This window comes from Oceanobacillus bengalensis, assembly GCF_003628445.1.
In the GTDB taxonomy this organism is placed as follows: domain Bacteria; phylum Bacillota; class Bacilli; order Bacillales; family Amphibacillaceae; genus Oceanobacillus; species Oceanobacillus bengalensis.
On the sequence record NZ_RBZO01000017.1, the window covers coordinates 50750 to 64877 of the forward strand.

The 14128-nt window shown below is 36.0% G+C and carries 13 protein-coding genes; 7 read left to right on the top strand and 6 right to left on the bottom strand.

Translation table 11 applies throughout. The annotated features are described in order from the left end of the window. The first annotated feature begins 320 nt into the window (after positions 1 to 320). From D8M05_RS11700 to D8M05_RS20755, 6 genes are all read left to right on the top strand, one after another. Positions 321 to 464, top strand: coding sequence for a BA3454 family stress response protein (locus tag D8M05_RS11700; protein ID WP_121131982.1), 144 nt, complete (start codon positions 321 to 323; stop codon positions 462 to 464). A 300-nt stretch (positions 465 to 764) separates the two neighbouring features. Continuing rightward, positions 765 to 953 (top strand): hypothetical protein, encoded by a 189-nt coding sequence (locus D8M05_RS11705; protein WP_121131984.1) that lies wholly within the window; start codon positions 765 to 767, stop codon positions 951 to 953. Further along, positions 950 to 2389 carry a sodium:solute symporter family protein gene (locus D8M05_RS11710; RefSeq protein ID WP_121131986.1) on the top strand — a complete coding sequence of 480 codons (1440 nt, stop codon included), beginning with the start codon at positions 950 to 952 and terminating at the stop codon, positions 2387 to 2389. The genes D8M05_RS11705 and D8M05_RS11710 overlap by 4 nt, the downstream gene beginning before the upstream one ends. A gap of 159 nt (positions 2390 to 2548) precedes the next feature. Continuing rightward, complete coding sequence (locus D8M05_RS11715; protein ID WP_121131987.1) at positions 2549 to 2842, top strand: HesB/YadR/YfhF family protein; 294 nt, start codon at positions 2549 to 2551, stop codon at positions 2840 to 2842. Positions 2843 to 3092: 250 nt separating this feature from the next. After that, positions 3093 to 4871, top strand: a complete 1779-nt coding sequence (locus D8M05_RS11720; protein WP_121132042.1) for a cation:proton antiporter — start codon at positions 3093 to 3095, stop codon at positions 4869 to 4871. Between the two features lie 208 nt (positions 4872 to 5079). Next, the gene (locus D8M05_RS20755) at positions 5080 to 5214 is read left to right on the top strand and encodes a hypothetical protein (RefSeq protein WP_281271910.1); all 135 of its coding nucleotides are present in this window, start codon (positions 5080 to 5082) and stop codon (positions 5212 to 5214) included. A gap of 46 nt (positions 5215 to 5260) precedes the next feature. Here D8M05_RS20755 and D8M05_RS11730 read toward each other — a convergent pair whose 3' ends face one another. The 5 genes from D8M05_RS11730 to pruA form a co-directional block, all read right to left on the bottom strand. Beyond that, the gene (locus D8M05_RS11730; RefSeq protein WP_121131991.1) at positions 5261 to 6028 is read right to left on the bottom strand and encodes a serine/threonine protein kinase; all 768 of its coding nucleotides are present in this window, start codon (positions 6026 to 6028) and stop codon (positions 5261 to 5263) included. Between the two features lie 38 nt (positions 6029 to 6066). Continuing rightward, complete coding sequence (gene ybaK, locus D8M05_RS11735) at positions 6067 to 6555, bottom strand: Cys-tRNA(Pro) deacylase (RefSeq protein WP_121131993.1); 489 nt, start codon at positions 6553 to 6555, stop codon at positions 6067 to 6069. 143 nt (positions 6556 to 6698) lie between these two features. Continuing rightward, positions 6699 to 8183, bottom strand: a complete 1485-nt coding sequence (gene putP, locus D8M05_RS11740; RefSeq protein ID WP_121131995.1) for a sodium/proline symporter PutP — start codon at positions 8181 to 8183, stop codon at positions 6699 to 6701. Positions 8184 to 8400: 217 nt separating this feature from the next. Then, positions 8401 to 9420 carry a proline dehydrogenase family protein gene (locus D8M05_RS11745; protein ID WP_121131997.1) on the bottom strand — a complete coding sequence of 340 codons (1020 nt, stop codon included), beginning with the start codon at positions 9418 to 9420 and terminating at the stop codon, positions 8401 to 8403. A gap of 113 nt (positions 9421 to 9533) precedes the next feature. Next, positions 9534 to 11081: an L-glutamate gamma-semialdehyde dehydrogenase gene (pruA, locus tag D8M05_RS11750; RefSeq protein ID WP_121131999.1), complete on the bottom strand. Its 1548-nt coding sequence runs from the start codon at positions 11079 to 11081 to the stop codon at positions 9534 to 9536. 275 nt (positions 11082 to 11356) lie between these two features. On the opposite strand from pruA, the gene D8M05_RS11755 reads away from it, so the two are divergent. Next, positions 11357 to 12724 (top strand): sigma-54 interaction domain-containing protein, encoded by a 1368-nt coding sequence (locus D8M05_RS11755; RefSeq protein WP_121132001.1) that lies wholly within the window; start codon positions 11357 to 11359, stop codon positions 12722 to 12724. A gap of 332 nt (positions 12725 to 13056) precedes the next feature. On the opposite strand, the gene D8M05_RS11760 is transcribed toward D8M05_RS11755, so the two are convergent. Next, positions 13057 to 14121 (bottom strand): isocitrate/isopropylmalate dehydrogenase family protein, encoded by a 1065-nt coding sequence (locus D8M05_RS11760; protein ID WP_121132003.1) that lies wholly within the window; start codon positions 14119 to 14121, stop codon positions 13057 to 13059. Positions 14122 to 14128: the final 7 nt, after the last annotated feature.

The following is a 14128-nucleotide window of genomic DNA, read 5'->3' on the forward strand; positions in this document are numbered from 1 at the left end:
TTTTCGCCAGTTTGTATGAATGGATTACCTTATCTTTGACTTAAGTATATAATTGTCACTTTGCCCAAAATGTGATTTCTATCACTTATTTACCTTTGTATGTGAACACTTTTTGTCGATGTAAATCATTATATTTACACTGTTTATATGGTAAAAACATTGTTTTTCTATCTTACAATTCACAATCTTTATGTTCAATTATTTACAAGTTTTCCACTAATTGATATGCCTGTTTTCGTTCACATTATTGACACATTTGTATCTTTATGTTAAGTTTATAATATTAAGAAAATTAAACACATATAGAGAGGATGAAATGAATGATTCAAGTTAATGTAACAGTAGATTATGAAGGGCAATTTTATCAAACGAACGTCCTCACAAGCCGAGATACGGAACCGGACGAAATTTTGCAGCTGGCCTTTAGTCAAATAAAAAGACAGTGGGAAGTTCCTGAAAATTAACCTTCCCTCTTCCTATCATTCCACATTTCAACGTGGTATTCAGGGCCCCACATAAATATCCCCCTTTTCTTTCTTCCCAACCTCCTTTTTTAATTTTTTAAGATAATCTAGTAAAGTAGAGCAAATTTTGTTATTATATACTCTGGATAATATTTATTAGAATTTTTTGTTTGTTTTGTGAATATTTTCACTAACTAAATAAACATGCTACGTCTCCTATGTAGAATGGTAATAAGATTTTTGTAAATAGTAAGAGTAAATGTTCAATCCCTAACAAGTTTATAATCCGGAGGTGATATTTTGAAAGCAAATGAAGGAAAATGGGCGTTAGCGATACTTTTTATCATTATCCTTGCCTATGTGCTCCCATATACCATATTTACAAATGTTGCAAAATGGTATGGTAGCTTCTTATTGTGGATTGTGTTGGCACTTATTGTTTTTATTATTAATTATTTTTTAACAAAAGATTGGGGTAAAGAAGAATGAATACATCATTCGTTTGGTGGGCAATCGCTATATATACAATGGTTGCTTTAATTATTGCATTTCTCGCGCGTTCGGGAAAACAAACAAGTATGAATAGTTATTTTCTAGGTGATCGTAAGTTAAATGGTTTTGTTTCAGCCCTTAGCTATAGTGCAACAACATATAGTGCATTTATGTTAGTTGGTCTAGCTGGTCTTACATATAATGGTGGTATTGGCGCACTTGGATTTGAACTCATATATTTAATGGGCGTATCATTGGTTGCCTTTTTCGGACCACGCTTTTGGAAAGTCGGAAAGAAATTCGGGTATGTAACACCTTCTGAGATGCTTGGTGATCGCTACAGTAATAAAACCGTTGCAATTATTGTTTCTCTGTCTAGTTGTATTTTTCTAATCCCTTATAGCGCTGTCCAGCTATCTGGAGTTGGTTATTTATTACAAGGGGTCACTAATAATGCAATCCCCTTCACAACAGGGGTGATTATAGCAACCGTATTGGCTATTTTATTCTCTTATATAGCAGGTATACGCTCTGTTGCTTGGACAGACTCACTACAAGCTTTATTTATGATAATAACTTCCACTATCGTAGTTATTATATTAATTAATGGATTGGGTGGTTTTAACGGATTTTTCAATACATTACAAACCGAGCAACCAGAGAAATTATCCGTTCCAGGAAATGGCTTCTGGAGCTTTATTAACTTCTTAGGAATGACAATCCCATGGTTTTTCTTTAGCCTCTCTAATCCACAAGTTAGCCAAAGATTGTACATGCCCGCTTCTTTGAAAAGCTTAAGGAGTATGTTAATAGGATTTATGGTTTTTGGTCTTGTTTATACCATTGTAGCCGTAATTTGGGGATTCTCTGCGTCAATTATGTTTCCCAATCTAGATAATGCTGATCTTGCTACACCACTTGTATTGCAATCTGATCTCATCCCTCCCATTTTAGGAGTGATTGTCATGGTTGGTATTATGGCAGCAGCAATTTCAACCATCGATTCTATTTTACTTACATTGTCATCATTATTCGCTCGCGATGTGTATGGGAATTTCAATAAAAAAGCAACTGATAGAATGCAGCTTCATGTTGGAAAAATCGTTATTCCAATTATTGCTATTTTATCTTATTTATTCGCTTTAATGGAAGTCAATTTAATTGCCGTTTTATCTGTAGCATCTTCAGCAGGTTTATTAGTTGTTGTACCAGCAATTATCGGAACTTTCTTTTGGAGACGTGGTACAGCTGCCGGAGTAATAACAAGTGTTGTTGTAAGTGGTTTGTTCGTAATTATAATCGAATTTACCCAAACAGAACCGCTTGGACTTTCATCGGGGTTATGGGGAATTCTCCTTTCAACATTTCTATTTATCACAGTAAGCTTGCTTACTAAAGCCCCTAAAAAAGTACCAAAAGAATTTTTTTCATAAAGCTGCCTACCACCCCTGTGATTAGCGATATTTGCCTAACGTCACTTTTTCGTTAAATAATGAAGCAGGTTAAAGTACTAAAATGTGGTAAACTAAAGGTACCAATTCTAGAAAGGAGGTACACAGAATCAGGGATTATGTGATTCTGTTACTACAAATATGGAAATTAACATTACGGAAAGTGCAAATAAATGGTTTCATGAAGAGATGGACCTTGAAGAAGGTGATGGCATCCGCTTTCTAGGAAAACTCTACGGGAAAACGGAGGTACACGACAACTTCTCAGTAGGACTACGCATTGACGAACCACAGGATGTACTTGCTGAAAAGAAAATTAATGGTATTACTTATTTTATTGAAAAAATGGATGATTGGTTTTTCAGCGGATATGATTTCGAAGTCGATTACGATGAAGAAACCGAAGACATTAAATATAAGTTCATTAAACAATAACAAATTCATGCTATTATAACAATACAAAAAGCACCCGCTATTCAATAAGCTGGTGCTTTTCTGTCTATACTATATCTAAAACATTGCAAAATCACATTAATATGATGATAGCCATCTAAACAATGTTGTTTATAAAATGTAGCAGATTTCGTGTGAAATACTAATATGTCGTCCTCTAACAAATTAAACAATGCTTAAATAAAAATAAGATGGTAAACTGTTCTCTATCATTTAAAAGAAGGTGAATAATATTCAGGATATAGCATTAATTAGTATAGTAGTGATTGTTGTTTTAGGTATTTTTTCACAATGGATAGCTTGGCGTATACAATGGCCATCCATTGTCATTATGTCAATTGCTGGGTTATTAATCGGTCCTCTTTTGGGATTAATCAACCCTAAGGAAGCACTCGGTGACCTTTATAGTCCACTGATTTCATTATCTGTTGCTGTCATCTTGTTCGAAGGCAGTACAAGCTTAGATATTCGTGAAGTTAAAGGGATATCTAAGTCCGTGTTTAGGGTTGTAACATTTGGTGCTTTTATCGCGTGGATTGGTGGATCATTAGCAGCTCATTATATTGCTGGATTAAGTCTTGAGATAGCCTTTATTATTGGTGGACTCTTTGTTGTTACAGGTCCAACAGTAATTATTCCGCTACTCCGCCAAGCAAAATTAAAACCAAGGACAGCCGCAGTTTTAAAATGGGAAGGGATTATTGTCGATCCTGTTGGTCCATTGCTAGCTTTATTTGCCTATGAAATCATTAAATTCTCGAAAGATCCAACATTTCAAGTAAGTGAATTATTGTTATTTTTTGGTGGAGCAATTCTCGCAGTCATAGTTGGTTATTTAATCGGTTTGGTAGTAAGCATTCTTGTTAGTAGGGGACTATTTCCAGAGTACTTAAAATCACCGATCATTATATCGTTTGTGCTTTTATGCTTCGGAATTGCAGAAGTTATGATGCATGAAACTGGAATGCTTGCAGTAACCGTTATGGGGTTAACCCTTGCACGCACAAAAAAATATGTTCATTCCATCGGAAGTATTGGTCACTTTGTTGAAAATATTTCTGTATTTCTTACATCAACTATCTTTATTCTACTTACTTCATCCTTAACACGCGAGACCATTGCAGATGTATTTAGCTGGCCAATTATTAGCTTTGTGATTGCAATGCTATTTCTTGTAAGACCACTTTCTATCTGGATATCAACAATTGGAACGGAATTGTCAAATCAAGAAAAAACATTAATTGGCTGGATTGCTCCTAGAGGGATTGTCGCATTAACTGTTTCTGGGTATTTTGCTGAATTACTTTTAGAAGATGGATATGCAGGCGCTTCAATATTGACCGCTTTAACGTTTGCACTGGTGTTCATCACTGTTTGCGCGCATGGATTTTCAATTGGACCTGTCGCTAAGAAATTAGGCCTTGCAAATACGGAAAAACCAGGTGTATTAATTGTCGGAGCTAGTAGTTTCGCAATTGCATTAGCCAATCAACTAAAAAAAATGGGTACTCCCGTTTTAATTAGCGATCAATCATCTGATAGATTAAAACAGGCTGATAACTTCCATATTGATACGTACCAAGGAGAGATTCTTGCGGAGCATTCCGAATTTGATATTGATTTCACTCCTTATGATACGATTCTCGTAATGACTGGGGATGCTGCCTATAATGCGCTTGTTTGTCAAACCTATGTGCCAGAATTTGGATACAACAATACATTTGCACTCCCTGTTCGAACAGAAAGTCTCAAAGAGGTAAAAAGCTCCCTAAAAGCTAATATGCTATTTGGAGAAGAAGAACCATTTAGAGAACTAAATAGAAAAGTAAACATCGGGTATTCAATAAAAACAATTGAAATAAATAAAAAAGAAACATTAAGCAAAGATAAGATGCAACTTTCAGTTACACCCTTATATATCCTGAAAAGGAATGGCAACATTGTATTTGTAACCATAGGTAACAAGCTTAGCATGGAACCAGGAGACAAGCTAGTAATTCTCTCGAAATAAATGCGCCTGTCACTTATAGAAATTTGGAATTCGAACAAGTAACATATAATAAATATGATAAAATAATTAGAAATGAGGCTAATCCTGTCTTTTCGGTGACAGCCTTTGTTGCACTTAGGTAAGGAAGTTTTATACTATCCTACCTACCAAAAATAGGAGGCAAACATAATGTTTAAGAAGTTTATGAAACAAATAAAGCACCTCTCAAGTGGAAGTAGCGAAAGGAAACATCGTCGTTACAATAAAAGTAGCGGTAGACCAAGACGTAGCTACTACGATGATAGCAGCAGTAGGCGTAGGCCATACGGTAGTAGTAGCGGAAAACACAAGCACCATCCAATGAGTGGAAGCAGACGCTATAAGAAGAGAGGTTGGGGGAGTAGTAGCAGCTAATCAATTGCTTCTAAGGCCGCTGTTAAGTCACCACATATTTCTGTTATATTAGAATAAGGCTCGTCAATGCTTAAGAGCCTTTTCAATAAACAAGTCGTTTCTTTCGTTATCGAAAGTTCTTCCGTCCATGGAAGGGCTTTTTTCTTTGTAGTTGAAAAAGTTGTGTAAAGCAAAAAGAGCAAAATATCGCCTAAATCATAGAAATCCTGTAAGATCATTTTATTCGCTGCACGCACGTCACTTTGCATTCTTGCTAGTCCAAAATCGATTAAAAAGACTTCATTGTGATGTAATAATATATTCGGTAGTCGCAAATCAAGGTGATATATCCCCTGACTATGGAGATTTTCTATCAGTTCTAGCAATTTAGAGAATAACAGTAAAGAATCTTTCTCACTATATTTTTCCTTATTTGTAAAAATAACTTTATCCAGATTGTATCCTTCAATATGATTCATTACAAAAAAGTAGTTTCCTTCTTCAGAAAAGTTATCGTAAAGTGTTGGCATATTTCTATGTTGCAGGTGGCTAAGTATATTTACTTCCTGCTGAAACAAGTCTACTTCTTCACTTTTATTCCGTTTACTTGGACGAAGTTGCTTTAAGATTCTTCTCTCATTTTCCTGTAAATCATTACAAAGATATACAATTCCATAACTACCTTTTCCTATCAACTTTACAACTACGTATCGTTCATGAATAATCGTATTCTTTGTTAAAGGTTTATCTACAATAAATTGGTAGATTTTTCGTAATACCCTCATATCGTCACCTGCTTCTTGAAATTCAATACTAAAAATATCTAGTTTTCTAAAATAGCTACAAACTCTGATCGAGTAAGTTTTTTTAAGTCACTGGGCTTCAATTCTACTTGCATGCCTCTTTTCCCAGCTGAGATAACGATTGTATCCATTATTTCTGCTTGTGAGTCCACAAAAGTTAGGAATTGTTTTTTCATTCCAAGAGGTGAACAGCCACCACGAATATACCCAGTTGTTTTTTCCAAATCTTTCATTGCAAGCATCTCTATCTTTTTATTCCCACTTACCTTTGCAAGTGCTTTTAAATCTAATTCATCAGAGGCTGGTATACAGGCGACCATTGTACCAGTTTTGTCCCCGACAGTTACTAGTGTTTTATAGATTTTTTCAAGTGGCATTCCTACCTTTTCAGCGGCAGTTTTAGCATCTAAATGGTCCTCACTCCATGGATACTCATGAATATTATAAGGAATATTCTCTTTATCAAGCAGACGAATTGCATTGGTCTTTTGAACTTTTTTCTTTTTCATTTACATAACCCACTCTTCTGACTTATTGTGACTCCATTCTACCACAATTGAGGTGCCTGTCACTTGTCAGAAATTGTCGAAAAAAGAATAGTGACAGTGAACCTAAAAAGAGGCACAATGCTGTGCCTCTCCTTAAGGAATTTCTATTTTTCCTGTTCGATAAGTTCTAGAGCCTTATCAAACTCTTCTTCTATTTCTTTATTTGGTTTATAAGTTATCAAACTTACAATTACTGTTACAATTAGGGCTAATACGAAACCTGGTACGATTTCATATAAGTAGCCCGACAATGTTTCATTATTACCCCAAACAAATACAGTTACAGCACCAACGATCATTCCCCATAGTGCACCTGTGCCAGTAACTTTTCTCCAATATAATGCTAATAGTATAATCGGTCCAAATGATGCACCAAATCCTGCCCAAGCAAATGATACAAGTCCTAGAATCGTGTCATTTTGCTGCCACGCAAAAATTCCCGCAACAACTGAAACAAGAACGACAGCAATTCTTCCTAGATTTACATATTGTTTATCAGATGCATTAGATTTAATAACTGCTTTGTAAATATCCTCAACTAATGCTGAAGAAGTTACAAGCAATTGAGATGAGATGGTACTCATAATTGCTGCAAGTACAGCTGCTAACATGATACCAGCAATAAATGGATGGAATATAATTTGCCCCATTTCAATAAAGATTGCTTCAGGATTTGATAAATCCACACCCGGATTTTGCTGGAAATATGCGACTCCAATCAATGCAGTAAAAGCAGCACCAACCAAAGCGATAATCATCCAACCAATACCAATTCTTCTTGCTGATTTTACTTCTTTTGTAGATCTAATAGCCATAAATCGAACAATGATATGTGGTTGACCAAAATATCCAAGTCCCCATGCCAACGAAGATATAACTCCAGTAGCAGTTGCAGTTGCAAAGAAACTTAACAAATTAACATCAACAGCACGGATAGAGTCTAATGTTTCCCCAACTCCACCTGTTAAGAAAATACCGGCAACTGGAACAATAATAAGCGCAAGAAACATTATTGTCCCTTGTACAAAATCAGTATAAGCTACGGCTAGAAATCCACCTAAAAATGTATAAAGTATAACTACTCCAGCGACAACAAGTAGTCCAGTATGATAGCTATAACCAAATGAACCTTCAAAAAATACTCCACCAGCTACCATTCCACTTGACACATAAAACGTAAAATAGACAAGAATAATAATACCTGATATAATACGCAATACTTTTGTATTTTCTTTAAATCGATTGTCAAAAAAACTAGGAATTGTAATGGAGTTATTCGATACTTGTGTGTAGGCACGAAGTCTCGGCGCAACAAATAGCCAATTTAGCCATGCTCCAATTGTTAACCCAATTGCCATCCAACCTTCTACCAAACCAGAAACATATATTGCACCTGGAAGCCCCATGAGCAACCATTGGGACATATCCGAAGCTCCTGCACTAAGCGCTGATACTGCTGGGCCTAATTTACGCCCGCCAAGCATGTAATCATCTAAATCGTTATTCTTTCGGTACGCATACAGCCCAATGAGTACCATTCCAGCTAAATAAATGATGATGGCAATTAGTTGATACGTATTATCCGTCATCCAATCTCCCCTTTTTGTTTTTTCTTTCCCATTTTACAATGGCAATATATTTTCTAAAAACCCCCATTTTTGGATTAGTCTAACTTTAAACTTACTCCAGTAACCCAATGAAAAAGTGGGAATTTTCCGAAAAATAAATCCGTAATTCTTCCTACATTTTTTCTCTTTTAAGTAGTAGGAAGGATTGTTTTTTCTAATACATTAACTTTCTCTAAAACTATTGTACCACTTTTTCACTCTTTGTTTTTTTCTTTTTTCTCCAAAGCAATAATAATGAAGCAGCAACCGCACCAGTAATAATTGGTTCCTTCTTCAGTTGATTGTCCTTTGTATAGAAAACATCTTTCATTACAAGATTCAAATTCTGTGGCCGTTCTGCCAAACGACGCATAAAGTATCCGAACCAATCATTTCCAAAAGGAATATAGGTGCAGAAATTAAATCCTTCTTTCGCTAAATCAAATTGCATTTCCGTTCGGAACCCGTATAACATTTGAAACTCAAACATATCTCTACTAATCTTATTTTCTTCAATAAATCTTTTCAATTCATTGATAATATTGTGATCATGTGTCGCAATTGATGTAAACGCTTCACCAAGTAAGCGCTTTTTAGCGAGTAAAATAAAACTTCTATCAATCTCTTCTTTCTTTTGCCAAGCAACATCTTCTGATTCCTTGTATGCACCTTTAACAAGTCTTAATCTTACTTTCTTAAGGTCTTCAAGGTCTTCCTCTGTACGAAATAGATAGGACTGTACGACCGTACCAACATTATCATATTCACCTAAAAGCGTATAAAGAACATCTAATGTCTGTGGATAATGGGAATAATCCTCCATATCAATGTTAACAAACAAATCATAACCTTTTGCTTTCCTTAAGATTTCACGCATGTTAGCTACACAAAAGGCGTGATCAATATCAAGCCCTAACTGTGTTAGTTTTACAGATAGATGGCAATCTAAATTTTCTGAATGAATTACGTCCAAAATACGTAATACCTCTTCTTTTGCCTGCGTAGATTCTGCTTTATCCGCTACAAACTCACCTAAATTATCGAGCGTACAACGAATACCATTGCCATTTAACTCTCTTATTGTTTCGATAACACTATCAATATTCGTACCAGCTACAAATTTATTTGCACCTAAGCGAAAACCCCATCTTTTCGCATTTTCATTTAAAAATTTATTATTTGACAAACCGATAAACAAATCTTTTGTAAGATTAGCCATACCAGCATCCCCTTTAAATGTAATTTTTTGTATAGCTTTTACTGGATTTATAGAAAATGTACTAGGGTAGAGTTCCCGTGACAAGAAATTACGACTTGTCACAGGATTTATAATTAGTAAGTCTCAGAAACTACTTTCGCTTCTAGGAAATGGTTTAAATAATCTGGTCCACCTGCTTTTGAATCGGTACCAGACATCTTGAATCCACCAAACGGTTGGTATCCAACGATTGCAGCTGTACACCCTCGGTTAAAGTAAAGGTTTCCAACATGGAAATCATAACGTGCCTGTTCTAAATGTTCACGATTATTAGAGATAACTGCACCAGTTAAACCATATTCTGTATTGTTTGCAATTTCGAGTAATTCATCAAAATCTTCGGCTTTAGCAAATGCAACAACTGGTCCAAAGATTTCTTCTTGCATGATTCTAGCATTTGGATCTACATCTTTAAAAATGGTTGGGTGAACATAGTAGCCTTTTGAGTCATCTGTTTCCCCACCATATACTAGTTCGCCTTCATTCTTCCCAACTTCGATATAATCTCTGATTTTATCAAATTGCTTTTGGTTAGAAACAGCAGCCATGTATACGTTTTCCATTGCAGGGTCACCAATCGTTAGTTCTTTTGTTAAAGCAATAGCCTTTTCTAGAACTTCATCATATACGTCTTTGTGAATGATAGCCCTAGAGCATGCTGAACATTTTTGACCAGAGAAACCAAATGCTGAGTTCACGATTGCATCTGCTGCTAAATCTAAATCTGCATCACTATCAACTATTATCGTATCTTTCCCGCCCATTTCAGCAACCACACGTTTTAAATGTTTTTGACCTGGCTGTACTTTCGCAGCACGTTCCATGATACGTACTCCTGTTGCTCGTGACCCAGTGAAGTTAACAAAGTGTGTATCTTTATGATCTACTAAATAATCACCAATTTCTAATGGATCACCTGGAATAAAGTTCAATACGCCTTTCGGAAGACCCGCTTCTTCTAAAACTTCAACTAATTTATACGCAATAACTGGCGTATGTTCTGAAGGTTTTAACAATACTGGATTTCCAGCAACGATTGGCGCTACTGCTGTTCCACAAACAATTGCAAATGCAAAGTTCCATGGTGGAATAACCACACCAGGTCCCATTGCTTGATAGAAGTAAGCATTATGTTCGTTTGGACGATTCTCTAATCTTTTACCACCTGCAATATCAAGCATTTGACGTCCATAGTATTCTAAGAAATCAATACCTTCAGCTGTATCGCCATCTGCTTGACTCCATGGTTTTCCAGCATCATATACTAACCATGCGGAGAATTCGTGTTTACGACGACGAACAATCGCTGCTGCTTTAAATAATACATCAGCACGCGCAGCAGCAGGCATCTTTCTCCATGTTTTGAAAGCTTCTAATGCTGATTCCATCGCCCTATCAACATGTGCTTTTGTTGCTTGTGATACATGACCAACAACTTGTTCTTTGTTACCAGGGTTAATCGAAGTTAATTTGTCATCAGTAAAAACCTTTTCCCCATTAATTACTAATGGATAATCCTTTCCTAATTCACTTTCAACCAACTCTAATGCAGCTTCAAATTCTTTACGGTTTGTTTCATCATTAAAATCTGTAAATGGTTCATGTTTGAATGGTAATACCAAAATAAAAAACCTCCCAAAATATATTTTTCCAATAAGGAATGAATTGAATGTTTTATTAACCCTCACCAATATATATGCGAAAAACATGCCAACTTAATTTTCATTTGTTCTTCCAACAAAGAAAGCGCTGCCAAATATACTTAAATTTATTTGTAATTTTACTTTTGTTAGTAATTATCTAAATAATAATCACATAAAAGTGTTAAATGTACTTACACTAGTGTAAATATATTGTATAATATATTTACAGTTTACATATTAGGGGTGAAGTATGTATGGATAAAGAGTTGGCATATTTACATGCAGTGCTATCTGCAGAGGATGATGCGATTACCATTGTTAATCCCAATGAGAAAGTAATGTTCTGGAATAATGCTGCTGTAGAGACCTATAACATTCCACAATCTATAATTATAGGCAAAAAAATAACTGATTTTTTCCACAATGATGATTTAATGGTCTTAAAAGTCCTTCACACGAAAGAACCCGTTAAAAATACGTATCACAGACCACGAAGAGATAAACATGTTGTAATTAATGCACTACCAATTTACGATGAGAATAATTGTCTTCTTGGTGCTGTATCAGCAGAGAGGGATATTACAAAAATTGTAAAATTGAATGAAAGCCTTACCACCACCTCTACAGAATTAAACGAATTAAGACAAAAGGTGTATAGCAGCAAGGAGGAAACCCCTTTTTCTAAGTTGAAAGGAAATAGTGCTGCATTACATCAAACAATCGATATTGCAAGAAAAGCAGCGAAAACGAGTGCCACCACGCTGATTCTTGGAGAAAGTGGTACAGGGAAGGAAATTTGCGCACGGGCAATTCATGAGACAAGCAAGCGGAACCTGTCCCCCTTTATACCAGTTAACTGCGGGGCTATTCCTAGCGCATTATTTGAGAGTGAACTTTTTGGCTATGAAGGTGGAGCATTCACTGGTGCGGAGAAAAAAGGAAAAGCCGGGAAAATTGAAATGGCAGATGGAGGGACAATCTTCTTAGACGAAGTTGGTGAACTTCCATTAGAGATGCAAGTAAAACTACTACGCGTCCTCCAGGAAAATGTCCTCTACCGTATTGGGGATTCAACTGGAAAGAAAATAAATGTGCGTTTTATCGCAGCTACCAATCAGAACCTTGAACAATTAATGGAAGAAAAGAAATTTCGTTCAGACTTGTACTATCGGTTAAACGTGATTCAAGTGAAGATGCCTCCTCTTAGAAATCGTTTAGAAGATATTCCTGAACTTACACAAGTTTTCTTAAATCAATATGCAGCACAATACCAAGTTCCTCTCCCAAGAATTGAGGAAGGAGCGATGGAAGAATTAATGCATTATCACTGGCCTGGTAACATTCGTGAATTACGAAACCTCATCCAACGAATCGTAATACTAACCGAGAGCCCCATAATCAATCAAAATAATCTATTAGATTTCTTTCATAATGAGATATCTACTCCCTATCAGCCAGAAAAGAAAGCTTCTTTTTCATTACCTCAAGAAAAAGAAGCGATGGAAAAACAACTCATAGAAGAAACACTCATAAAGATGAATGGAAACAAATCGAAGGCAGCAAAGATATTAGGAATATCTCGTGTCACCCTTTATAACAAAATGAAAAAGTTTAGAATATAAAGTGTCACCAAAATTAAGAGCTGCTTCTCCGTAGGCCACTGAAAAAGTCCAAAAAGATATGATTAAATAACATGGGAATCATATCTTTTTTTTAGCTCTAATAAAAGTATCAAGTAAAATTCTTTCTTTTTGCTGGGCACTTTCTTTTGGTTTAGCTTTCATTTTACCTATGAGTGACTTATCTCGGTGTCCCCTAATGTATTCCGGTCTTCATCACCTTGATGAGTTACCGAACGAGGGCTTTTCCTCTCGCGTTCGGGTGTTCATCACCTCGGTGAGTTCCTTCATAGTATCGATGAAGCACTTTTCCTTGGCTTGCTACTCTGCAGCTCTTATTTGATCAGCTTTTCAATAATATATTCTCCAAGTTCTTCCGTAGTTGCTCTTCCACCTAAATCGGCTGTCAACGATTCCTTATCCTTTAATACCTCTCTTATCACCTGTAGCACAGCACTTCCCCAATCTTCCAAACCAAAGAAATCGAGCATTTGACTTACTGACCATATCGCAGCTATCGGATTACAGGCACCTTTACCCGCAATATCAGGAGCAGATCCATGTACAGGCTCAAACATGGACGGATAGCTTTTTTCTGGATTAATGTTTGCCCCAGTTGCTAATCCTAGTCCCCCAGTAATTCCAGCCCCTATATCCGTGACAATATCGCCAAATAAATTAGATGTAACGACTACTCCAAATCTTTCAGGTTGCGTGACAAAATATAAACTTGCTGCATCTACCAAATAGGAATATGTTTCAACATCAGGATATTCCATCCCAATTTCTTCAAATAATTGATCCCAGAAAACATGTGAGTAATTTAGGGCATTTCCTTTACTAATGCTCGTTAGTGTTCTATTCGACTTTCTAGCTTCTTCGTATGCATAACGAATAATTCTTTCCGTTCCCTTTCTTGAAAAAACACCAGTCTGCAATACGACTTCTTCAGGATTTCCTTTAAATAACCATTCACCAGCCCCTGCATACTCTCCTTCACTATTTTCCCGGATTACAAGCATATCAATATCTTTTTCAGATTTTGCCTTTAATGGTGTAAGGTCTGGATGTAGTAGGCTAACTGGACGTAAATTAACATATTGGTCAAAACCTCTGCGTATTTTAATTAATAAATCTCGTAGTGAAATATGGTCTGGAACACCTGGATAGCCAACAGCACCTAGATAAATAGCATCATAGTCCTTTAATAAATCTAGGGCCTTCTCATCCATCATCTTTCCGTATTTTAAATAATACTCACATCCCCATGGGAATGTGGTAAAAGAAAAAGAAATGTTTTTATCTACTTCTTCTATTGCTTTTAATACTTTCACACCTTCTGCAACTACCTCTGGCCCAATTCCATCACCTGGTATTAATGCAATCTTATACGGTTTCATATGCCCC

What these genes read in the sequence shown, in the direction of transcription:
- D8M05_RS11700 (WP_121131982.1), top strand. Translation starts at nt 321, where the DNA reads ATGATTCAAGTTAATGTAACAGTAGATTATGAAGGGCAATTTTATCAA.
- D8M05_RS11760 (WP_121132003.1), bottom strand. Translation starts at nt 14,121, where the DNA reads ATGAAACCGTATAAGATTGCATTAATACCAGGTGATGGAATTGGGCCA.
- D8M05_RS11745 (WP_121131997.1), bottom strand. Translation starts at nt 9,420, where the DNA reads ATGGCTAATCTTACAAAAGATTTGTTTATCGGTTTGTCAAATAATAAA.
- ybaK (WP_121131993.1), bottom strand. Translation starts at nt 6,555, where the DNA reads ATGAAAAAGAAAAAAGTTCAAAAGACCAATGCAATTCGTCTGCTTGAT.
- D8M05_RS11710 (WP_121131986.1), top strand. Translation starts at nt 950, where the DNA reads ATGAATACATCATTCGTTTGGTGGGCAATCGCTATATATACAATGGTT.
- D8M05_RS11755 (WP_121132001.1), top strand. Translation starts at nt 11,357, where the DNA reads ATGGATAAAGAGTTGGCATATTTACATGCAGTGCTATCTGCAGAGGAT.
- D8M05_RS11730 (WP_121131991.1), bottom strand. Translation starts at nt 6,028, where the DNA reads ATGAGGGTATTACGAAAAATCTACCAATTTATTGTAGATAAACCTTTA.
- D8M05_RS11715 (WP_121131987.1), top strand. Translation starts at nt 2,549, where the DNA reads ATGGAAATTAACATTACGGAAAGTGCAAATAAATGGTTTCATGAAGAG.
- putP (WP_121131995.1), bottom strand. Translation starts at nt 8,183, where the DNA reads ATGACGGATAATACGTATCAACTAATTGCCATCATCATTTATTTAGCT.